This is a genomic window from Paenibacillus xylanexedens, assembly GCF_017874615.1.
In the GTDB taxonomy this organism is placed as follows: domain Bacteria; phylum Bacillota; class Bacilli; order Paenibacillales; family Paenibacillaceae; genus Paenibacillus; species Paenibacillus xylanexedens.
On record NZ_JAGIKV010000029.1, the window covers coordinates 37829 to 60949 of the forward strand.

General features: G+C 46.2%; 20 protein-coding genes. 7 read left to right on the top strand and 13 right to left on the bottom strand.

The window, feature by feature from the left end; translation table 11 throughout:
* Nucleotides 1-5 precede the first annotated feature (5 nt).
* Together J2Z28_RS27035 and J2Z28_RS27040 are read right to left on the bottom strand one after the other, a co-directional pair.
* Nucleotides 6-755 (bottom strand): HAD family hydrolase, encoded by a 750-nt coding sequence (locus J2Z28_RS27035; protein WP_211085254.1) that lies wholly within the window; start codon nucleotides 753-755, stop codon nucleotides 6-8.
* A 187-nt stretch (nucleotides 756-942) separates the two neighbouring features.
* Nucleotides 943-1692 (bottom strand): hypothetical protein, encoded by a 750-nt coding sequence (locus J2Z28_RS27040; RefSeq protein WP_211085255.1) that lies wholly within the window; start codon nucleotides 1690-1692, stop codon nucleotides 943-945.
* Nucleotides 1693-1794: 102 nt separating this feature from the next.
* On the opposite strand from J2Z28_RS27040, the gene J2Z28_RS27045 reads away from it, so the two are divergent.
* Nucleotides 1795-2325, top strand: a complete 531-nt coding sequence (locus tag J2Z28_RS27045) for a hypothetical protein (RefSeq protein ID WP_211085256.1) — start codon at nucleotides 1795-1797, stop codon at nucleotides 2323-2325.
* Nucleotides 2326-2437: 112 nt separating this feature from the next.
* Here J2Z28_RS27045 and J2Z28_RS27050 read toward each other — a convergent pair whose 3' ends face one another.
* The 7 genes from J2Z28_RS27050 to J2Z28_RS27080 form a co-directional block, all read right to left on the bottom strand.
* Nucleotides 2438-4177 carry an adenine deaminase C-terminal domain-containing protein gene (locus tag J2Z28_RS27050; protein ID WP_211085257.1) on the bottom strand — a complete coding sequence of 580 codons (1740 nt, stop codon included), beginning with the start codon at nucleotides 4175-4177 and terminating at the stop codon, nucleotides 2438-2440.
* 176 nt (nucleotides 4178-4353) lie between these two features.
* Entirely contained in the window at nucleotides 4354-5412 is a 1059-nt protein-coding gene (locus J2Z28_RS27055) for an ABC transporter ATP-binding protein (RefSeq protein WP_036612866.1), read from the bottom strand.
* Between the two features lie 18 nt (nucleotides 5413-5430).
* Nucleotides 5431-6222, bottom strand: a complete 792-nt coding sequence (locus J2Z28_RS27060) for an ABC transporter permease (protein ID WP_017691790.1) — start codon at nucleotides 6220-6222, stop codon at nucleotides 5431-5433.
* Nucleotides 6223-6226: 4 nt separating this feature from the next.
* Nucleotides 6227-7048, bottom strand: a complete 822-nt coding sequence (locus J2Z28_RS27065) for an ABC transporter permease (protein WP_036612869.1) — start codon at nucleotides 7046-7048, stop codon at nucleotides 6227-6229.
* A 203-nt stretch (nucleotides 7049-7251) separates the two neighbouring features.
* Nucleotides 7252-8190, bottom strand: a complete 939-nt coding sequence (locus J2Z28_RS27070) for a nucleoside hydrolase (protein WP_211085258.1) — start codon at nucleotides 8188-8190, stop codon at nucleotides 7252-7254.
* A 269-nt stretch (nucleotides 8191-8459) separates the two neighbouring features.
* Complete coding sequence (locus J2Z28_RS27075; protein ID WP_211085278.1) at nucleotides 8460-9530, bottom strand: ABC transporter substrate-binding protein; 1071 nt, start codon at nucleotides 9528-9530, stop codon at nucleotides 8460-8462.
* A 447-nt stretch (nucleotides 9531-9977) separates the two neighbouring features.
* Nucleotides 9978-10322 (bottom strand): Na-translocating system protein MpsC family protein, encoded by a 345-nt coding sequence (locus tag J2Z28_RS27080; RefSeq protein ID WP_017691786.1) that lies wholly within the window; start codon nucleotides 10320-10322, stop codon nucleotides 9978-9980.
* A gap of 374 nt (nucleotides 10323-10696) precedes the next feature.
* Between J2Z28_RS27080 and J2Z28_RS27085 the strand changes: the two genes are divergently transcribed.
* The 3 genes from J2Z28_RS27085 to J2Z28_RS27095 all read left to right on the top strand — a co-directional run bounded on the left by J2Z28_RS27085 (nucleotide 10697) and on the right by J2Z28_RS27095 (nucleotide 14679).
* The gene (locus J2Z28_RS27085; RefSeq protein WP_076328685.1) at nucleotides 10697-11611 is read left to right on the top strand and encodes a zinc ribbon domain-containing protein; all 915 of its coding nucleotides are present in this window, start codon (nucleotides 10697-10699) and stop codon (nucleotides 11609-11611) included.
* 321 nt (nucleotides 11612-11932) lie between these two features.
* Nucleotides 11933-12679, top strand: a complete 747-nt coding sequence (locus tag J2Z28_RS27090; protein WP_211085259.1) for a DUF3105 domain-containing protein — start codon at nucleotides 11933-11935, stop codon at nucleotides 12677-12679.
* A gap of 281 nt (nucleotides 12680-12960) precedes the next feature.
* Entirely contained in the window at nucleotides 12961-14679 is a 1719-nt protein-coding gene (locus tag J2Z28_RS27095; protein WP_211085260.1) for a methyl-accepting chemotaxis protein, read from the top strand.
* A gap of 145 nt (nucleotides 14680-14824) precedes the next feature.
* On the opposite strand, the gene J2Z28_RS27100 is transcribed toward J2Z28_RS27095, so the two are convergent.
* Together J2Z28_RS27100 and J2Z28_RS27105 are read right to left on the bottom strand one after the other, a co-directional pair.
* Complete coding sequence (locus tag J2Z28_RS27100; RefSeq protein WP_127548851.1) at nucleotides 14825-15778, bottom strand: nucleoside hydrolase; 954 nt, start codon at nucleotides 15776-15778, stop codon at nucleotides 14825-14827.
* Nucleotides 15779-16046: 268 nt separating this feature from the next.
* A complete protein-coding gene (locus J2Z28_RS27105; RefSeq protein WP_211085261.1) occupies nucleotides 16047-18278 on the bottom strand; it encodes an MMPL family transporter in 2232 nt (743 codons plus the stop codon).
* Nucleotides 18279-18456: 178 nt separating this feature from the next.
* Here J2Z28_RS27105 and J2Z28_RS27110 point away from each other — a divergent pair, with 178 nt between their 5' ends.
* Entirely contained in the window at nucleotides 18457-19083 is a 627-nt protein-coding gene (locus J2Z28_RS27110) for a TetR/AcrR family transcriptional regulator (RefSeq protein WP_211085262.1), read from the top strand.
* A gap of 155 nt (nucleotides 19084-19238) precedes the next feature.
* Here J2Z28_RS27110 and J2Z28_RS27115 read toward each other — a convergent pair whose 3' ends face one another.
* A complete protein-coding gene (locus J2Z28_RS27115) occupies nucleotides 19239-20036 on the bottom strand; it encodes an MORN repeat-containing protein (RefSeq protein ID WP_211085263.1) in 798 nt (265 codons plus the stop codon).
* Between the two features lie 329 nt (nucleotides 20037-20365).
* Between J2Z28_RS27115 and J2Z28_RS27120 the strand changes: the two genes are divergently transcribed.
* Nucleotides 20366-20956 (top strand): GNAT family N-acetyltransferase, encoded by a 591-nt coding sequence (locus J2Z28_RS27120; protein ID WP_211085264.1) that lies wholly within the window; start codon nucleotides 20366-20368, stop codon nucleotides 20954-20956.
* 40 nt (nucleotides 20957-20996) lie between these two features.
* Here the strand turns inward: J2Z28_RS27120 and J2Z28_RS27125 are convergent, their stop codons facing one another.
* Nucleotides 20997-21893, bottom strand: coding sequence for a diacylglycerol/lipid kinase family protein (locus J2Z28_RS27125; RefSeq protein WP_211085265.1), 897 nt, complete (start codon nucleotides 21891-21893; stop codon nucleotides 20997-20999).
* Nucleotides 21894-22401: 508 nt separating this feature from the next.
* Here J2Z28_RS27125 and J2Z28_RS27130 point away from each other — a divergent pair.
* On the top strand, nucleotides 22402-22995 hold the full coding sequence (locus J2Z28_RS27130; protein WP_211085266.1) for a hypothetical protein: 594 nt from the start codon (nucleotides 22402-22404) through the stop codon (nucleotides 22993-22995).
* Nucleotides 22996-23121: the final 126 nt, after the last annotated feature.

Consider the following 23121-nt stretch of genomic DNA (forward strand, 5'->3'; position numbering starts at 1 on the left):
TCTCCTTAAGCTTGAACACACTCAAAAGTCAGAATACGACTGATCTCTTCATAGCTCGATGCTACAAAATGAGGTTGATGATCGGACTCCGGCAGCGCCTCCCGATGGTTGAACCAGATGACTGTCCAGCCTGCATCCACTGCACCTACCACATCATTACGCCACGAGTCTCCGATGTAATAGCTGGAACGGGCATCTGTCCCGGACTGCTGACTCACATATTCGAACAACCTGCGATCCGGCTTCGCATAACCAGTCATACCAGAGATAAAGACCATATGCTCGTCCACGAGACTGAGTACATCCAATGCTTCAAGCTTGCGCCGCTGATGCTCTCCTTCTCCATTGGTGATTAGACCGACGGTGTGACCTTCTGCCTGAAGCCTTCTGATTAACTCATACGCTCCTTCAAAAGGCACCATCTCGAACTGTCTGCTCAGATACTGTGCTTGCAGTTCTTCAGCCTGTCCCAACTGTAAGGGGAGTCCAAACTCCTCCATCGTCAACTCAAACCTCCGACGGCGCATTCGCTCTACTGCATCCGGCTCCGGTACAGCGGACAGATCTTCTTGTGCAGACAACCAGTCACTATAATAGCGAAAACGGTGATAGGCCTCAGCATAAGGAAAATCATCCGGCAGGCCGAGAACGTACTGCAACGCGCCACGAAGCGGCTGCAAGTGATCATATAACGTATCATCCACGTCGAAAAATATGTTTTTTTTATCATAAACAATTTTTTTATTTGATTGCATGAAAACAGAACTCCTTGTTTGGTCTTGAACATTCTCCTAATTAAGTCGTTAAAGTTCATTTAAATAGTTTTATTTGTAGGTCTTAAGCAAACTAATAAGGCGCAAAAAAAGATAACAGTATTCCCTTTGAATATAAATAGGGAATACTGTTATGGTTATTATGAATCACCATACTAAAGCTATTTTTTTAATAATTAACATTTTGTACAGCAGCTCTCTGATATACTTTATCACTTGGGCCAAATGTGATTCCTGGTGTGGAAGATATTGTAGCAGACCAGTTCACACTGGATGTTGTATATGCTTGTTTCCCTACCACATCAAAAGATCCATGAGAAGAAAGTGGTTTTTTAATTGTCACAAGCAGACTTGTTCCAGCGTAATATCCATTACCAGGAATCCCATCATAAGAATAAGTTACGCCCTTTTGTGCCGCGGCGTCAACAAGTATTGATTCTGCGGTATGAGACGTCTCTACACCGAGAAAATTTTTCGTTCTCCATGAAGCGTAAGCAGTTGATCTGACAATATTCCACTGTCCAGACCACGCAGCTCCAGCACCCACTGCTTTTGAATTAACATTTCCTTTTAGACCACCTGACACAAGTATATCTTTATATTGTGAAGTAGATGTATTGGGGTAATCTGCAGAACTTGCAACAGTTAAATAAGTATTTATATTCGAGTTAGACTGAATGGTGTATTCATCATCCTTTGGATTTTCTATGGTTGAAATGGTATAATCAGGATGTGTTTTAATGAATTTTACCATTTCATCTTTTTGAATATCATCCAGTTCTAAAACTTCTTGAGGATAACCCGCTTTTAAAAGAATTGCATCCTTGGAAACCGAAGGCTCTAAATCGGTTGCCATTGCGGCTAAAGGGAACATTAAAATTAAAGACAAACCTAATAGTAACACGCGACGTATTTTCATAATTCAATTCCTCCTATAATATGGTATAATAGTACTTTAACATACTTTAATAATAAAAAAAGGTTTTTTAAGAAAAAAATTGAAAAAGGAGTTTTGTTTCTAATGAAATTTACAAAAGCTGCAATATTATTCCTTGTCTTTTTTACTTTATTAGGCTGTAATTCAAAAGAAGATTTATTGAATAAATCTGATATTCTCCCTGAAAATATTATTGAAACAGTATTAATCAACTCGAACAAAGAAATTATTATATACGACGATATATATACTGAAGGTATTAGTACTGCTTTCTTAGCTAAAGGAGTAACTGGTTTTGGTAATAAAATTATAAAAACAGGTAGTTTTCTAGATACTAACGAAAAAAGTAAGGTATCCTATCATGTAACAAATCACAAATGGAGTGACAATGAAAACACATCTATTATTTATGGTTTAGTTAATGATCCTCAAATCACTAAATTAATAATTTCAGATCTGACTAAGCAGAATTTCATTGAGATATCACCACAGATGAAGGAAATTCGAAACAGGAGACTCTGGTATATCACTCTGGATAAGCCCTTCACTTCGTTTAAACTCGGGTTACAAGCATATAATGCTGAGGGAGAGATTGTTTACAAAGTTGAGCCATGAAATATTAAAAAGGCCATATTCTCCTATATAGAGGTAGAATACGGCCTTTTTTCTGATTAAAACACAGAATCGATTCTAATTGGAGGTACATCACAGAATGTGTGTATTCTAATTAGATTACTAACGATACAACCTTACCTGCATTCACATCAATCAGGCCATGGTCCGTGATTTTCAGTGCCGGACTTACCGCAAGAGAATGGGTGCTGATCGACATGATCGGGTTGTAATGCACATATCCAAGAGACAACATCGCTGCTCTCAATTCCTTCACTTGATGAGACACCACTGCGAGTGGTTCTTCCGTCAAAATGCCACCTACGGGAAGTTCCAGATGGGACAGCACCTTGCCGTCTTCCACCACACAGAACCCACCCTGGCTCGAAATCACTGTGTTAGCTGCCAATATCATATCTTCACGATTACGTCCTACAACCAGCAGGTTGTGATTGTCATGTGAATATGTTGTTGCAATAGCACCGCGTTTGATGGTGTCTCCACCGATCAGACCGTGTGCACGATTGCCGTTCACGCCATAACGTTCAAAGGTCGCGATTTGCGCATATCTGCTTTCTTCCCATAACAATTCGCCATCCGCAGACTGAACCGGTGCAATATGTTCTTCCACAAAAGTAGAACCATCCTTCACCATCATGACGCGGCATTGGTACTCACCTTCACCAGCGAGATCAACACCTGATCCACTGACTTTCGGGTCTGATAAACGAATTGCAAAATCTGCTGTATCCAGCTTCTCCAACTGCACACTCTTATAGAAGTGAGGTGGGAACTGCCCGGTTATCCGTTCCTGCTTATACGGTTCGTAATCGTCATAAGCTTTGCGGCCGTTTTTGTACACCTGATCAATAGAGAGATCATCCAAGTTGGATACCAACACATAATCAGCCACTTTGCCTGGGGCCACGCTGCCACGATCGGTCATTTTCATCCGGGATGCAGGGGTAGATGTTGCTGCATAGATCGCATCTTCCGGACGCATCCCCATCTGAATCGCTTTACGTACGATATGATCCAGATGGCCATGCTCCACCAGTGAATCCGGCATCACATCATCCGTTACAAAGCAGAAATGCTGTGCCACATCATGTTGAATCAGATACTCCATGACTTCCGGGGTCATTGATTTCTCTTGAATTTCAATAAACATACCTGCCGCAATCCGCGCCTGTAATCCCTCAATGCTCTGATGAGTATGATCGGAATCAATACCTGCATAGATGAGTCGGTGCAGATCGAGTCCAAGCAGTTTCGGTGTGTGACCTTCAATCACCAGATCGGGATAGTTTTTGCGAATATGCTGTAAAATCTGGTTCGTCTTGCATTCCGGATCACGGATGACATCGACATAGTTCATGATTTCGCCCAGACAGATGATCTCGCCAGTGGCGAGCAGCACGTCCATATCTTCGATTTCAATCGAACCACCTGTTGTCTCCATCGGGGTTGCCGGAACGGAACTTGGGATCGCATAGAACATATCCACGGTGGTTTCCCGACTCACAGCCATCATCTCCTGCACACCCTCCAGCCCGAACACATTCGCCATCTCATGCGGTTCTGCGACAATGGATGTTACCCCGCAGCCAATCAGACCATGAGAAAAGGTTTCCGGTGTCACCATCGTACTTTCGATATGCAGATGGATATCGATCAAGCCAGGAATCATGTATCTTCCCCGCGCATCAATGACTTCGTCTGCCTGAATCATCTCAGGTCCGCCGGGTCCAACATATAGAAATCTGCCGTCCAATACAGCGACGTTGTTCATTTCAAACCGTTTATAATAACTGTTATACACATGTACATTTACAATCAGTTGATCTGCACGCATGGGGCATAATCTCCTTCTTCACAAGCATTTCACCACGATGCGAACCGGACAATGAACCTGCACTTTAATCTGCTGTACTGCACATGACTGCGCACCACTGCCATCGTCCGGGAATCATCGCATGAAATGCCTTCTTTGTTGCTCTTATTTCTTAATACTGTTCCTTACATTCACGACTACTCTACCAATACAAGCTTGTCCTGTGGGAAGATCAGGCTAACACGTTGCCCGCTAAGGTATGGTGTTTCCATCTCCTGATTTGCTGTAAAGTCACCCAGTTCCGTCTCGATTACATACTGATAACTGCGTCCCAAATACGTGCTGACTTTGATAATGCCCGGCAAAGCATTCACCACATCCGCTGAGGTATCTCCACTGACAATCAAATCATCCGGGCGAATCGCGCCTTTACGTGCACCAGGACGTGCTGTTCCAGGATGTGCGGTTGCTGTAAATGTGCGTCCACCTGCACTCAGTGTGATTAATTCACCTGCATCACTGCGCTCCGCGAATTCAATGAAATTATGGAACCCGATGAATCGTGCTACAAACTCCGTTGCCGGATATTTGAAAATGGTTTCCGGGCGGTCGAGCTGCTCAACCACGCCTTTGTTCATAATCGCTACCTGATCCGAGATTGAGAAGCACTCTTCCTGGTCATGAGAGACATACAGCGTTGTGATGCCCAGCTCTTGCTGAATCCGGCGAATTTCCACCCGCATGTTGAGGCGCAGGTTGGCATCCAGGTTACTGAGCGGTTCGTCGAACAAGAGCAGGTCAGGTTCAATGACCAATGCACGAGCAATGGCTACACGCTGACGCTGTCCACCGGACAGTTCTTGTGGAAAACGTTTCTCAAATCCATTCAGGTTAACGACTTCCAAGATTCGCATCACACGGGAAGAAATATCCTTGTCTTTTACCTTACGCATCCGCAGGCCAAAGGCCACGTTGTCATAGACAGACAGATGCGGGAATAACGCATAACTCTGAAATACAAATCCGAAGTTCCGCTTGTTCGCCGGAACCTTCGTATAATCCTTGCCGCCGAACATAAACTTGCCCTGTGATGCTTCCAAGAATCCGGCGATGAGGCGCAGCGTAGTTGTTTTGCCGCAACCGCTCGGTCCGAGCAGGGAGAGCAGTTTACCTTTTTCCAGCTCCAACTGAAAATCCTTCAGGATTGTCTGCTTATCGTATGCCACGGATACGTGGTCTAATGTCAGCAATGCCATAGCGTTCTGCGCCTCCAATTAACGTTTAGTAAAGTATGAAAATCCGCCCATGATCCGTTCGATCACGAACATTAAGAGTCCGGTCAGTACCATCAATAGCACGGAAATTGCTGCAATCGTTGGGTCAAAATAATTCTCCACATACGTCAGCATCTGGATCGGTAATGTGCTTACCCCTGGTCCGGTCATGAACACCGAAATGTCCACGTTGTTGAAGGACTCCAAGAAGGCAATCAGCACGGCAGCGATAATTCCTGAGCGGATGTTAGGCAGCACGATCGTGAAGAACGTTCTTACCCGTCCCGCACCAAGACTCAGCGCAGCTTCTTCCACTGCAAAGTCAAAGCTCGACAGACTCGACGCGATAACTCGAATGATAAATGGAAGCATGATAATCGTATGACCAATCAACAATCCGAGATACATCGGCAGATGGTAGATTACGATCAGGTATTTCATCAATGTAAAACCAAGCACGATTCCCGGGATCAGTACCGGGGACAGGAACAGTGCGTTCAGCACGGACTTGCCTTTGAAATCGTAACGACTAAGTGCATACGCTGCCGGAACTCCGAGTACCAGCGCCAGTAGGTTCCCCAGCAGGGAAATGATGATGGACGTCTGGAATGTGCGGAGGAAACCGCCTGTGTTGAAAATATTCTCATACCAGCGGAAGGAGAACCCTTCCGGCGGAAATTTGAGTACCGTTCCCGGTTCAAACGAAGTGACCGATATGATCAGAAGCGGGCCCAGCAGAAAGATAAAGACCAGCAGACTGAACAGGCCCAGCCCGATATGTTTCTCCCGCATATGTCTACCCCTTCGGATTTAAAGTTTTGGCCATTTTGTTCATGACACCGACCACGACAAATGTAATTACAATCATAATCGCGGCAACAACCGAGGCCAGATACCAGTCGTTGAGGGTCATGGCGTTTTGATACAGGAACGTAGCAATCACGCGTTGCTTACCTCCTAGGAGGGCAGGTGTGGTATACGCCGTCAGGCTTCCGACAAAGACAAGCACGGCTCCGATCACAAGTCCTGGCACAGCCAACGGGAACACAACCCGGCGGAATGCCGTAATGCGCGATGCGCCCAGACTTTGTGCTGCTTTGAGCAGGTCACCATCAATGTTCTCCAGCACGCCCACCAGAGAGATAATCATCAGTGGCAGGAACAGATGCGTCAGACCGATCATCATCGCTGCCGGCGTGTACAGAATATCCAGCGGCTTGTCCACGATACCCAGGCCAACAAGGGTGTTATTGATCAGCCCTTTGCGTCCAAGAATGATCATCCAGCTAAACGAGCGCACGACCGGGCTCGTCAGCAGTGGGAAGATCGCCAGTGCCAGCAAAATGCCTTTGCGGCGCGGCGCTTTCTGCGAAATATAATAAGCTGTCGGGAATCCGAGCACCACACAGACGATGGTGGTGACCACGCTGACTTGCAGCGTCGTAAGCAATATTTTCAAAAAGTATGGGTCTCTGAAAAAATGCATGTATCCTTCAAACGTGAAGGAGTTTTCTTGGAAAAACGTCGACCCGATCGTCAGGACAATCGGAATGATCATAAATGCCGCCAAAAACACGAATCCCGGCAGCAATAGCCAGTAGATTACTGATTTCTTCATCGCGATACTCCTGACTTGTAAATTTAATTCGAGATTGATACTTGAATACTCCGATTACAGTACCGTCCTTCGATCCCTGTTATCCCCCGATTTTTTGATTCATTTTCATAGGTGAAAATCGGGGGATAAAGGGGAACGCTTCGCTTCTCCAGATCGGTTCTGCACTCTCCGCAATCGTATAAATATCTAATTGGTTAGAGCAACTACGCGTTTAATGCGTTGATAAACAGTTCAAGGAATGCTTCCGCATCTACGGTTTCGCAGACGAGGGTGTTGGGCTTCTCACCCAAACGGTTTTGGAAGTCGCATACCATCTGGCCATCGCACAGGCGGCTGGCGGTTTCGACATCGACGTAATACGATTTGCGTCCAACGAGTTCCGGGGCAAGGGCTACGCCCACGGCTAGTGGATCATGCAACGCGCAAGCGCGGACGCCGTTCATTTGTTCGTAACGGTTGATGTAAATCTCCGTGCTTTGAGCAACGTACGCGCGCAGTGCAGGGTCTGTGAGACGCTCAATCGTTGCTTCATTCAGCAATGTTTGACGCGTCACATCCAGTCCGACTTGGGTAAGCTTCTCAATACCTGCATGCAGTACGATGCGTGCGGCCTCTGGATCAGCGTATGTGTTGTACTCGGCGGTTGGTGTAATGTTGCCATGTCCACGAACTACGCCACCCATGAAGATGACTTCCTTCAATAAAGAAGGCAATTCAGGACACTTCATCAGCGCGAGGGCCAAGTTCGTTAAGGGTGCGGTCATGATTAATGTCAGTTCACCTGGATATCGCTTGGCTTGCTCCACGATAAAGTCTGGCGCAAAACCTTCTTCGGCTTTCTTAGACACGGCCGGATCAGGCAGCGCACCGCCCAATCCGTCCTGTCCATGTACCCGGTGTTCATAATGCGACTTGCGAGTGAGCGGTCCAGCTGCTCCGGCAATGACCGGAATTTCAGGTGCACCCGCGAGTTCAAGAATTTTGCACGTATTCTCTGTTGCCTGCTGGAGTGATACGTTCCCACAGACTGTGGTGATGCCGAGAATGTCCAACTTCCGGCTTTTGACGGCCAGCAAAATCGCCAGTGCATCGTCAATCCCCGTGTCCACGTCCAGAATGATGCGATTTTGCGCTTCACTCATCCGTTCTCAACTCCTATGCGGTGATATGGTTGCTTGCTGCAAATGATATAAGTTGAACTAAAGAATATTTACACTTACCACTCCGATGACAGAATAACCTTCCGATCGCTGTTATCCCCAGATTTTTTTGAACCCCTTCTTCAAGGGAAAATCCGGGGATAAAGGCGAACGCTTCGCTTCTTCACGTTATTTCTGCCCTCTCCGTTCTCGTGTAAAAAGTTTAGTTAAACTATATAGATCAGAGATAACTATTTAGTCGGTTACTTGTTTTATTGTGCAATCTCACGGTTCCAGCGATCTGTCCAGCCTTTAACCTGTTGATTCACAAATTCCATATCCAGCTTGTTCAGCTTCTCAACAACTTCAGCGCCATATGTTACGCCTTCTGCTTCTTCAGCAGTCAGCTCAACCTTCGTGTTTACCGGGGAATCGACTTTCGCTTTAGCAGATTTCGCTTGTACATCCTGGCTCAACTGCCAGTTGATGAACTCTTCAGCAAGCTCTTTGTTTTTGCTACCCTTCACAACATTGATCGTGTTCATCACGGCATATGCACCTTCGCTAGGTGTAACAAACTTTGCATTAGGCACGGCTGCTTTCAGATCTTTGAAATACATTTCCATGATCGGTCCGCCAGCAATTTCTTCTTGGGAGAACATGTTCACGAACTCGGACGTTTGGCTATAGAATTTCACCACATTGCCACTCAGTTTTTTCAGTTCAGCAAATGCCGCATCTTCATTAAATGTATCGTTTCCGGCTACACGGGAAGCTGCATCCACAACCATTGGGCCTGCTGTTGCCGTAATATTCGGGATGGTCAGGTTACCTTCGAACGCTGGGTCCCACAGGTCACTCCATGAAGTCACTTCTTTGGATACGAGATCCGGGTTATAAGCGATACCGAGCTGTCCAACCGTGTAGGCCGGGCCATAATCTTCACCAAGTGGTGCTTTGGCAATATCATAAATGTCATTTACATTTGGAATTTTGGAGCGGTCAATTTTCTCAAACAGACCTTCATCGATACCTTGTTGTGCATAATAATCAGACAGGTAGATAACATCGACATTTGATGTTCCTTGACGAATTTTATTCAGACGTTCAGCATTATTGCCGACTTCGAGCACGATGTCTACATTATGTTCTTTTTCGAATGGACCAAATACTTCTTCATTAAAGAAATCTTCGGAGAAGCCCCAAGTGGAGATAACCAATTTGTTAGCTGCGGTCCCCCCACTGCCTGATCCGCCTGTTGCATCATCCGTGCTGCTGCCACAACCTGAAAGTAATACCGATGTCATTGCCACTGCTGCCAAACCGCTAATCCACTTTTTCATCATGATCCTGATTCCCCCTGATATATGTGTTTTAACAACCCAACCATTAAGTTGAACTAAATTGATAACACATCTTACGTAGAAAACAGAAAGAACCTGGAGAAACGAAGTGTTCGCCTTTATCACAAGATTTCTCCCTTATTTAAAGGAAATAAAAGAAATCTGGGGATAACAGCGATCGAAGGGTCTTCCTGATTTTCGAAGAATATGATGTGTTATACAGAGTTAGTTCGACTTAAAAAACAAAAAGAAAAGCATTCTTGTATAAACAAGAACACTTTTCTTCGTAAACAAAGGAAAGCGACACCCGCTGCCGGTACATCATCGGTTTCTGCTTCAGAATCAATCCGAAGACAGACGCCATCATATGAAATTGTACGGAACCTGATCATGAATCGGGCCATAACCTTCGTATACATCAACAAGAATCAATCCTGCCGATCCATCTTAGGCCTGTTCCAGAATCACATTTGTGATTGCCCACTGAGTGGACGCATCATAATCCCGCAATATAGCTTCAATTGGCAAACCCATGTGCTGCTCGAGCTTCTCCCGGAATTTCTTCTTATATAAGACAGACATGCGGAAGTCCACTTCCAGCTTTAAGCCGGGGGCCTCCCCTTCCAGGGCGTCAGAGCGCGGTGAACGTCGGTGCTTCGCGTAGAAGGTCACAATATTCTGGTCAATGGTCACTCTCAGGAGAGTGGTGCCAAATCCGAACAGTTCCTTCGAGATTTCGTTATAATACTGGCACATCTTCTTCTTGCTCTCATTGCTGTCCAGTAGTTCCATGAACTCACCCACATCTCTTACTACCGTACATTCGACGTGTTAACACGATTGATTATACATAAATATACGATCATAGGCAACCCAAAAGATATAGTTAACATGAGAATAACACATAAAAGCGAACGATGAGACATTAACAGCTAAAAACAATTCGTCTTAAACCACAGTGAATTTACATTAATATGCCTGCATGTCATTCCTATACTATTGTTGCTTCTACACTCCGTTTTAATACACAGGATTCGAGGCTTTGTTTCAACTTTCCCTAAATGGGTACTAATTCCTGCGAAACATAGACAAACTTCGTCATTAACCGTTAAAATGAGACACAATGTTTACCTGTTTTTATTTTCTAGAAATTGGAGGCTTATACCATGAAATGTCCAGTATGTAATCACGAAAATGGAGATGCCCATTTTTGCGAGAGGTGCGGCTCTAATCTAACGCAAACAACCTCATCACCAACTCCTGTACCGAACTCGGAATCTGCTGCTTCCGAACCCGAATATACCCGTTGGTCCAGCACGCAGGCTACCTCTTCCCAGGCATCCGTTCCATCCAACACACCATCCGTCTCCATTCACAAGGAACAGGCGAGAGAATCAACAGGTACCAATGACCATGCTTCTGCAGGAGACAATAGCTCCAATCAGTGGAATAATATTGTGCAGAATGAGAAAGTTCAGCAAGCCAAAGAAGTAAGCAAACAGTATCTATCCTATTTCCTCAGTGTATTGGCCCGTCCTTATCAGACGATGAAAACCGTTGGTGACCAGCATTCCCTAAACGGATGGCTAACGATGGCGCTAATTGCAGTTCTATCTTCTACATACTTCTTAATTACCTTTAGTCGCATAGGCATGGACGGCTTGTTCATTGGTGGATTTTTAAGACCGCTGTTGTTCACCGTCATTATCCTGATTGCCTCAATTGCACTGATGTACGCTATTCTAAAGATTGAAAAAATAACCTTCCGTCCCAAAACACTGGTTGCCCAGTTCGGTACATTGCTTGTTCCTGCTGTCGTATCCCTTGTTCTGGCGAATCTGTTTATTATCATCTCGTATTCCATCGCGATTTCATTGCTTGCTGTCTCGTATATCATTATCTTTGTTGCGCTGAACTCGGTGCTGTTCCAATATCCACTGAATCGTACCAAAGCAGCCATCGACAGCATGTACAGCGTGCTGATCGCCAATGTGGTCGTGTTCTTTATTCTGTATCGATTGTTGGGTGAGATTATCATTGGGCTGATCCGCTTGATGCTTTCGCCGTTTGGTCGTCTGTAAAATAGTTCAGTTGGAATAAAGCTATTTACACTTGTTACTTCGATGACAGAACAACCTTCCGATCGCTGTTATCCCATTAGATATGTACTAGGCATTCCCTGCTCACGCGGGGAAGGTCTTTTTTTGGTTTTCCAAGGCAGCATTGCGCTGAGCATGATTCATACACTATAATGTGTAGTGCAATAGGTATGTTCTTATTTACGTAACAAACACGGAACTAGCAACTCCCGTTACGTAATGAGTGGATTCACCATTGCCACCAACACTACATTGTGTAGTGTATTAATCACTCATTTTACAAAGAAAGCAGAGGAACTCTCTATGGACATGACTCATATGAATCATATGCAAATGGAGCACGAGGCAGGTACATCCTACCTGTGGCTCATCGTAGGTGTAATCGTGTTACTGTTCTCCATCGCCGCCTATATCTGGGCATCACGCACACAGGGCAAAATTCTGGGCCACATGAAAAAGAAAGAGCGGGCAGACATCCAGAAAAAAAGTCGATCCCTTCGGCTGGCTGCACATGTAATGATGGCTGTGTCGATTATTACGTTTGGCCTGTTCTTCATGCAAGGTGCAGGTAAAACATATAATGTAGCTGATCTGGAGTCCAACGCGACAATCGACGTAACGGACGATAAATATTATGGGGCAGACCATACGGAGGACCCCATTCAGTATGAGATGACAATTCCAACATCGGGGCCGCATAATCCGCATGATATCAAGTTTGGATTTTACACCGACTTCCCGGGCTATAATTACCTGGTACACAATCTGGAGCACGGGGATATCATCATCTATTATCGTGAGAACGCAAGCGAGGATTTGAAGGAACATCTGAAATACCTAGCCAAATTCCGCGAAGCCGGAGCAGGTATTCTGGCTGTACCCAACAAGGATATTCCCGAAGGCAGTGAAGTCGTGGTGACCGCATGGACCAAAACGATGAAGCTCGACCAATTCGACGATGCCAAAGTAGGTACTTTTATCAATAAATATATTAATCAGGGACCTGAAAAGATTCCTGCCTCTGTTCGCCAGGGCGGCGGAACAATGTAATGACGTAATCACTCAGTCATATGAAGCCCCTCTAAGGAGTAACAATGAGGTTTCTTCCAATGATGGGCATGGTCAATATAGGATTGAAACGAAACTAGCTCCCGGATCAAATTGACTCGGGGGCTAATTCTTTATCGAACAGATGCCGATATTTCAATTAGAAAACTGTATATTTGATATACAATACATACGAACCAAAAAAGAAATTCGAGCATCGAGCACTAAATTAAAGGGACAAAAAGACGATTCATCCAACGGATCAAGGGGGAACACTTTTACCAATGAACAGTTTGTTTATGCGGATCTTTTTATTTTTTTCCTGTCTGATGCTGGCCGCGGGTGCGGTTCTTGGCATTACGTTGTACCGTTCATCGGCGCAACTGGTCGAGCAATCCATGGGCATGCAGGCACAGGCTGTGGCTGAACGGGCAGTTCAGTCCATCGACACCTCCCTGTATGCGCCACTAAGCACGGGACAAGACGAAACAGACTATTATGGTACATTACGCGAACAGCTTAGCCAGCTTCGCGAGGCCAATGGGTTGAAGTATCTGTACACGCTCGGTAAACGGCAAGAGAACGGGGCCACATCGTATTATTACGTTGTAGATGGCGCTGCTGCCGATGTGGCAGAGGATGACTTCTCGCCATACGGTTCTCCTGAAGAGAACCATTATGAAGGCATGTTGCAGGCTTTTGAGCAAAATGAACCTGTACGAGGTGATCTGACCCAAGATGAGTACGGGGCAACTATTACAGCTTATGTACCTATTCATGGAGCCAATGGGGAACTACTTGGTCTGGTTGGTGCTGACTTGGACTCCACCGCTGTCTATGAACTAATGACACGGAATCGGATGACGATGATCTGGACAGCCCTCTCCATCGTGCTACTCAGTGTCTTGCTGGTGTATGGCTTCGCCCATTACTTGACCCGTCCATTGGTGAAGCTGAAGAAGTTGATTACCGAAGTTGGAAAAGGCGACCTGACCGTCAACGTTGAACTTAGTCGCAAGGACGAGGTGGGACAGCTCGCTTCCGAGTTCAAACATCTGGTTACAGGTACCCGTGATGTCATGACGGGCATCCGTCAAAGCTCCGACTCTCTGCTACAAGCTGCAGAAGGTGTATCCAAACATTCACAGGCAACTGCCGAAGCTAGCCAGCGTATTGCCGAGCATACCAATCATACAGCCAGTGGAGCTGCCGAACAGGTGGCTCGTGCAGGAGAAGTTACGGTAGCCATGGAAGAGATTACACGCAGCATGCAGCACATTGCGAATTCTTCCTCTATGGTCGCGGATGTCTCACAGGAAACGACCAATAACGCAGTACAAGGTCAAGCCAACATCAACACAGCGATGGACAGTATGGACAAAATTCATCAAGCAAATGTGCAGATGGTAGCCTCCACCTCTCAGCTGGAGCAGTACTCAGGTAAAATTGAGTCGGTAGCACATCTGATGAAAGGCATCGCTTCACAGACCAATCTGCTCGCACTTAATGCAAGTATTGAAGCGGCTCGTGCAGGAGAGTATGGCAGCGGGTTTGCGGTGGTTGCCTCAGAGGTTCGCAAGCTTGCGGGGGAATCAGAGCAATCGTCCCAGCATGTAACCGAACTGATCGCCGAGATGACACGCCAGACTGCCCTGTTGTCAGAACATATGTCTGCCAGCACATCAGCAGTCCAATCCGGTCTCGCTGTTGTTCAGGAGGCAGGTCGTTCATTCACATCCATTCACACCGGGATTGAGACGATGAATGAACGTCTACATGAAGTATCCGCAGCATCTGAGCAGCTGTCTGCCAGTGCAGAAGAAGTATCCGCTTCCGTGGAGGACATGGAGCATATCTCACGCGAATCCTCTTCAAGTATCCAGAAGGTGTCTCATGCTACCGGAAGCCAACTGCAATCCATGGATGAGATGAGTGCATCCGCCGAATCTCTGCGGGTATTGTCCAGTGAGCTGAACGGATTGATTAGTCGATTTAAAATATAGCGGGCAGCTTAGATTGCAGATCAGCCCAAAACAAAAAGCCGCACGGCAGGGACAGGATCATGGGGTTCAACCCCATATCCAGACCACTACCTGCGGCTTTATTTTGTTGTACCTTTAAGGATGGCAAGCCTTACAGCTGCCTGAATTAGTAGCGCTGCGGAGCAGCTTTTTTACCCAAATCCGTCATGTACGTAAAGAATGCTTCCGGATCGGTATCATACACCAGTTGTACTGGACGTCCGTCTGCTTGCTCCACCGTGCGGCCCTGGCTAGGTCCATCCGGGATGACAATACAGTTTACGGTTTTCTTCTTCACGATGTCCTCGCGTCCAACGGAAGCTGTTGTCAGCACATCCCACAGATAGTATGTGGAATTTGTCTCACTGTACACCAGTGGCGGACAACCTGCGTAACAGTTACCCAGGAAATCAACGCCTTCGAAGCGACGCTCTGCTGCCCAACGGTTACGAACGGCTGGAGTCAGAGGTACTTTGTTCGTGCTTTCCAGTGCAACCAGATCGATCTGGATACCACTCTGCCATACACGGTAAGCCGCTTCCGGGTCCCAGAATACGTTCCACTCTGCTGTGCCATCATGCTCAGGTTCTTCTACGTTACCACGCTCAAATGTACCGCCCATCCATACCAGCTTGTCGATTTTCTCTTCAATGTCTGGTGCTTCGTCCAGTGCACGCGCAAGGTCTGTCAGTGGGCCTGTGAACAGGAGCAACGTTTTGCCTTCGGTATTGCGCACTTTCTCGATCAGATGCTGGTGTGCCGGAATGGCAGAGAGTGGTGCTTCCATTTTGCCGGACTCGTTCAGTACAGGAAGTGCATCTACATAGAAGGAATGCAGTCTCCACGCCGCAGGAAATGGATTTTTCCCTCTGGAGTTGGATTTGGATACCTCTACGGAATATGTACCGAAACGATCGATAATTTTACGGCTGGCATCTGTTGCTGGCTCCAGATATCCGTCTGCCGGAATAACCGATACGCCGGTTACATGTACATTGTCCATTTGCAGAAGCATGAACAGCGATACGAGGTCATCCACGCCGCCGTCATGGTTAAAATACACATTAAGTTGGTTCGTCATGCTTGCTTTCATCCTTCCCCTGGTTGTCCCATTGATGTTGATCATCCGTCTGCCAAGGCCGACGCTCTCTCTATTATGTCCCATAACCCTTAGCTACGTAAACCTTCCCCATGCAAAGAAAACAAGGATCACGCCTCATCCTGCGGATATTTTACAGTTCCACCATTCCATCTCAGGAGGACAACTGGTAGAGGTCATCAACGTTCGAAAAATAAAGAAATGGACAGCAGGCTTGAAGCCCCGCCGTCCTTCTCACCCATTCCATGCATTACATGGACTGGTTCTGTTTCTCTTCATTCTTCTCTGCAATCGACACATACTTTCCTGGCCAGAAGGCCCATTTACCCAGCAATGCGGTGATCGCCGGTACCATGAACGGACGAACCAGGAAGGTATCCAACATCACACCAACGGCTGTGATTATACCAAACTGCACCAACACCTGAATTGGCAATGTAGCAAGTACCGCAAACGTTCCTGCCAAGATCAGACCTGCAGATGTAATAACAGAGCTTGTCTCGCCAACACCTTCTCTGATCGCTTGACGAAGCGGCATCGTTTTGCGTTTCTGCCAGATGCTAGAGATCATGAAGATGTTGTAGTCTTCACCCAGTGCCACGAGGAATACGAAGGAATACAGCGGAATCGCTCCCTGAATGGCATCTGCGCCAAGTCCGTAGTGAATGATGATCCAACCCAGACCCAGTGCAGAGAAATACGACAGAACAACCGTTGCAATCAGGTATGCTGTGGCTACGATTGAACGCAAGTACAACAGTAGTAACAATGTAATCATGCCGATGACCACCGGAATAATGATCTTGGCATCCCGTTCTCCAGTCACTTCAATGTCATACTGTTCAGCCGTCTGACCATCGATCCATACCTGACTGTCCACATTAGATACACCAGCATCTTGAAGCGCCTGTTCTGCAGTAGCCCGCAGATCCGGAATATGCTGCATCGCCTCCATGGAGTATGGATTCAGATTGAACTCCACATCAAAGGCGGTAATGTTGGCATTCTCGGCACCCTGCTGAGCATCGCCTACTTTGCTAATGTAATCCAGCGATTCGAGACGTTGCTTCAGATCAGTTTCTTTGCCTTCGGCATCAACGATCACTTTGACTGGAGCCAGCTCACCTTGGGAGAATTGTTCACCGATGACTGTGAAACCTTCGCGGGAAGGCACATCCTCCGGGAAGGAAGACAACAGATCATACGTGAATTTAACCTGAGTAGAGAATGCCGCCAGTCCTCCCAGCAATACCAACGTAATTGCAAGAACGGTCCATGGCTTTGTTACTACAACACGGCCAATCCAGCTTTCCTTCACTTTGCGCGGGGCAGGAGCCGGTTTGCCTTTTTTCTTAGCACGCTCCACTTCCATCTCATGTGTACGTGGTACGAACGGATAGAATGAACCCCGACCGAAGATCGCCAGAAGCGCCGGAACCAGTGTCAGACTTGCAATAAACATGATAAAGATGGACAGACTGAATGGTACGGCAAAGCGATGATATGCACCGTATTCAGCCAGCAACAGTACCAGTAGTGCTGCAACGACCGTGAATCCACTCATGGCAATGGCGCCAGATGATCCGGTAATTGCCTGGAAAATGGCTTTCTTTTTGTCCGGCTCATGATAGAGAATCTGGCGGTATCTGGAGATCATGAACAGGCAGTAATCCGTTCCTGCTCCAAATAACAACACGGTCATGATCGAAATGGACTGTGCATCCACCGTAATCCAGCCTTGATCTGCCATGAATCCGAGTATGGGGCTTGTCACCATATACGCGAATCCAACCGCAATAATCGGGATAATTGCCAGTACAGGCGAGCGGTAGATCAACAGCAACAGTACTAATACCAGTACAACCGTAGCGATCAGCAAGGATACATCGGCGGAGGAGAATAGCCCGCTCGCATCAATGGATATCCCTACTGGCCCTGTCACACGGGCAATCAGTGTATTGGTATCATCTATGGCTACATCGAACGGATTTGCCCCGAAGATGTCTTGTGTTTTTTGCTCAAGTGCTTCAATAGCTTCCTTCAATTGTTCTGAATCGGCACCTTCATTGAAGAAAAGTGGCATAACCAAAGTACTTCCGTCTTCCGAAAGCTGGCCTTTCAATGCCTGTGGTGGCAATTGATAGAGTGGCACAACGGACTGCTGTTGTTCTACCGGATCTTGATCCAGTCGCTCCGTTAATGCCTGAATGTTCTCAATCTGCTCATCCGTCAGACCGCCGGCTTGACGCCATACGATCAGCGCGGGCAATCCTTCACCACCAGGGAATTCCTTCTCGGCAAGTGCAGCTGCCTGAACCGATGGTTTGGATTCACTCAGATCCTGTGCGTTATTGGTTTCACGATCACCTACAGCAGGCCATACCATGCCAAGCACAACGGCGATAATGATCCATACCAACAGCGTAATCCATTTGCTTCGTTTGCCGGCAACCCAGCGGCCGTAACCCGAACCTTCCTGCATTGTCTCTTCATCTCCCTATTCTGTTTCTATGAAGCCCTAATATATATGATGGTGTAGTAATGAACCACGGGTCATAGTATAATCGAGTTAATTATATATACCGGAAGGTTAATTTTGCAATGCCTAATTTTGTGAACACTTCTAACAAGCAATTAAATACGTAAAGAGGTATGTACTTATGAGCAAAAAAACAAACATTCCCCGTTCACCGGGTAGACCCAAAACAGGTGTGGATCAAGCGTCTGTGCAAACCAACATATTGATGACCGCGTCACGTCTGTTTATGGAATACGGGTATGAGCCCGTCTCTCTCCAGCAGATTGCTTCGTTATGTAATGTGACCAAAGCATCGATCTATTATCACTTCACCAGCAAAGCCGATCTGTTCACCGTTGCCATTACCCGCATGATGGCGATGGGCATGCAACAGACTTCGCTCCGGCTGGATGAACCTGGTACGTTGCAAGAACGACTGGTTAAGGTTGCCGAAGCCAAGATGCAGCATTCCCATATTGAAACGGAGACCATGATGCGAGAAGCCGAGAAACATCTGGACACGGAGCAGCTCGCTCAGATTCGGGAAGCAGAGGTTCATATTTTTGAAGTGCTAGCTACCCATTTTCAGAAGGAGATGGATAATGGTTATTTGTGGGTCGGGAACCCTATGCTGCTTGCCCATGCATTTACGTCACTGCTGATGCTCGCGAACCGCGAAGATGTACGCAACATGAATGGCGGCAGCATCGAGGAACTTGCGCAGGAACTGGTGGCGCTGTTTCTGGATGGAGCTGTTAGGCGAAACTAAAATATATAGCTGTATCTCAAAAGCAGTTATGCCAAAAACCATCGGGCGATGCAATGAACACACCTACCGATGGTTTATTGGTTGAAATCTAATCATGATTATAGGACTCTGCTCCTGAAAGTTTTGAATTGATCCTGTAATTACTTACCTGTTACTTAATCGACAGTGATATAAATAGATATATTAGGGCCATCACTACTATTCTCCGTATAGAATTTACCTTCACCCGTTGGTCTTCCGTTTTTAAACATGCCAACATAGACTAACTTACCGTTCAAGTACCCTTTACCTTTGCCGGTAATGGCTCCATTTTTAGCCTGCCCATCATAGATGATTACACCATCTTCGTACAATTTAATTTTGCCAGAATACGTGGGTACTCCTTTATCAAATGCACCAACATAGGCAATTTCTCCATATTGATATGCTTTACCTTGTCCCTGTGGCAAACCATTCTTAAACGTACCCTGATAGAACATTTCACCATATTCTGTATACCACTTACCTTGACCATGAAACGAACCATTCAAAAAATCGCCCTTATATTTAACCGTTCCATCTGGATAATATTCGGTACCCTTACCTGAAGGAAGCCATGTTTCCTTATCCACCTTACCAACATAATTAAACTTTCCATTTGGGTAATAAGTCTTTCCCTGTCCATTAGAAATATCCGAGTACAGCTTTCCATCTGCGTTATACCTTTTTCCTTCATGAGGCATTCCCGCTACAAACTTACCTTCAAAGCTCTTCTTCCCATTTAGAAAGTAGGATATTCCTTTACCATTAGGAACACCATTTTTGACTTCTCCCACATATCTGTGTTTCTCACCAGAAAGAGTAATATAGATTTCTTTTTTCGCTGCTAAGACCTGTCCAGGTGAAGTAAACAGCGGTGTAGCCAAAATTAAAAAAACAGTAAACCACTTCAAATAATTCTCTAACTTTCGCATTTCGTTAAATCCCCATTTCTATTATATAAAATCTATCGGCCTGCTAAGGTAAACTGATACGTCTCTTTAAGACTATGAATGTCTGGTTTACTACAACGCAGCTATGTATACAGTACAGCAAATCAAAATATGTAATTCGAGCAGAGTAATACGAATCTTCAAAAATAAGTTTCTCTTCGACTTAGCAAGCACGACAATACTTATATCGACCATTATAGCTACAAGCATGAGAAAATATGGTAAAGTGTTGTTAATTATCTATTTCCCGTTGATTAATACGATACATAACATGAATAATACTAGCCTGGAACCTATAGGAGGAAATAACCATGTCACATTCAAAACCATCCCCACGCATCCCTCGTCTGCTAGAAACGTCGCGCATATACCTGCGTCCTTTCGAGATTACAGATGTGGATGCTTATTTCCCCAGCCTGTTTGACGCCGAGATGCGCAGGCTGACGGGAACACAGAACAGTTTCACACGCGCTCAGGTTGAACGTTATGTTGAGAGCGCTGCACAAGATGACACCCGACTCATGCTACTGATTGCTTTACAGGAAAATGATCAGATCATCGGAGATGTCGTCCTGATGGACATGCATGCCAAGAATCGCAGTGCACATATCCGGGTTGCCATCGATCAGGCGGCGCATCAAGGAAAAGGTTATGGTAGCGAGGCGTTGCTACTTATGCTGGACTACGGCTTTGGCATCTGTAACTTGCATCGAATCGAGCTTGAGGTGTACGCCTTCAACGAGCGAGCCATTCGCACGTATGAGAAGCTTGGATTCCAGCGCGAGGGTGTGAAGCGGGATGTCTTGTTCTACAATCATCAATACCATGATGCCATTCAGATGAGCATGCTGGAGGATGAGTTCAGACAACGTCATATGAAAGATCAGCCAGGGAATGTTTAAGTTTTCGATCAACTAAAATCAAACCAAAAAACCGTGGGATTTAATAACCCTCCCCGGTTAGAAACTTCAGATGACCCGTCAGCACCGACAGCTCGGCGGGTGTCTTCATATACAATTCGCCATCCGTGTCAGCTGACATCGGCGCATCGGTCTTCACTTTTAGCGTAGATGCCTTGAAGTATGAAATGCTCTCACTCTGAGGTTGCCAATCTCCCTCCGGCTTGTGTGACAGAATCTCTCGCAGCAGCGGAATGCCTGTCTCATGAATAATCAGCACGTCCAGTTCGCCATCCTGCAACGCATTCGGTGCAAAGGGTAATGCATTGGTTCCCAGAAAACGGCCATTGGCTGCATAGATCATCACTGCTTCGCCTTCCATCTCTTTCCCATCCGCCTCTATTTGATAACGAAATGGTTCCGTATGACTGATCGTCTGCAACGTGCTGATAAAATAACTGAGCTTACCCAGCGCGCCTTTCAGATTCTCGTTAATATTCTGCGAAGCATCACTGATCAAGCCAATGCCGAAAAAGTTCGTGAACACCCGATCATTGGCTCGTCCAACATCAATGGATACCACCCGACCTGCCAGCATTTCTTGTGCCGCAGTCTCTGCATCCGGTGAAATCCCGAGCGAACGCGCAAAGTCATTGCAGGTGCCTCCAGGCAATATGCCAATCAACGGAGGATGTTGCAGATCAGCCAGTCCATTCACGCATTCATGCACCGTGCCGTCCCCACCCAGGATAAACACAACATCGAATAGTTCCCCGCGCTCACGACACAACTTCTCTCCTTCACCTGGTTCATCCGTACGCACAATGACGCATTCACGGACAGCGGGAGCCAGCACACCAGCCACAAGGCCCACTGTATTCTCACGATTGGCCTTGCCCGAATGATGATGATGAATTAACAACGCTTTGTTAAATTCCATCCCTCTTCCTCCATTCCAATGCTTGTTACCCTTTACCCACAAAGGTTGAAGCCGTAAACAAGCCCTTCGCTAAGTACTCATCATGATTCCAAATAGGTTTCCCAATCAGGTATGCATCCTAATCCTCATTCATTCGTAATAGCTATATAAGTTCAACTTAAGAATATTCACACATGCCACTCCGATGCCAGAATAACCTTCCGATCGCTGTTATCCCCAGATTTTTCTGATTTACTTTTACAAAGGTGAAAATCTGGTGATAAAGGCGAACGCTTCGCTTCTTCAGGTTAATTCTGTCCTCTACGTTCTCGTGTAAATGTATAGTTAAACTTAAATAGATAACCCTTTTATCTAACTAGCCATTTCCTTGTTTAACCAGATGTATGCATGAGAAAAAGAGTTTCTCCGCACCTTAATGTCATAAGGCTGCAAATTTTGCTGGTGAGAACCCATTCAAATCGAGTCAAAACGGTTATATCTATACCATATACGAATGGAGGGATTCCCTATGATTCCGGCAACGTTGGAACAATTGGAGCAAGTTCGCAAGGAATGCCGTACCATGGTTCGCAAAAGAGCTACCGCTTCTGCCGGTACAACACTCGTTCCGCTGCCCGGTACAGACGTACTGGCTGATGTGGGGATGCTGATGCAGCTGTTGCCTGCCATTAACAATAAATTCGGATTATCACAAAAACAGCTGGACGGCATGGACCCCGAGACCAAATCCATGATCTATGGATTCGTCATGTCCATCGGAAGCAAAGTCATCGGTCGTATGATCACCAAGGAATTGGTGGTACAGGTTCTGAAAAGAGTCGGCGTACGCGTAGCCACCAAATCCGTCGCCAAATTTGTCCCATTTGCAGGACAGGGATTGGCTGCTGCACTCAGCTTCACAGCCATGCGCTATGTAGGTAACAAACATGTGGATGACTGCTATGAAGTCGTCAAACGCATGATTGAGCAGCGCGAATTGATTCCGGGTGAACCGGCTCCGTCTGCACTGGAGGAAGCTAATAGCGACGACGTGAAGGTAGAAGTGAAGTCAGTCTCTAGCAACGGCGCAGATGAACCTGCTAAGGAGTCTAAGGATCAGTAAAGTACGGAACACAGCCCAAACTGAAGCTTAAAAAGTATTTCATAACCAATCTGGATGTCCCAATCGGTGAGCTTATGCTCGTATGCTTGTATTTAGATTGGTGTACGATGAATTCAAAATATAAAT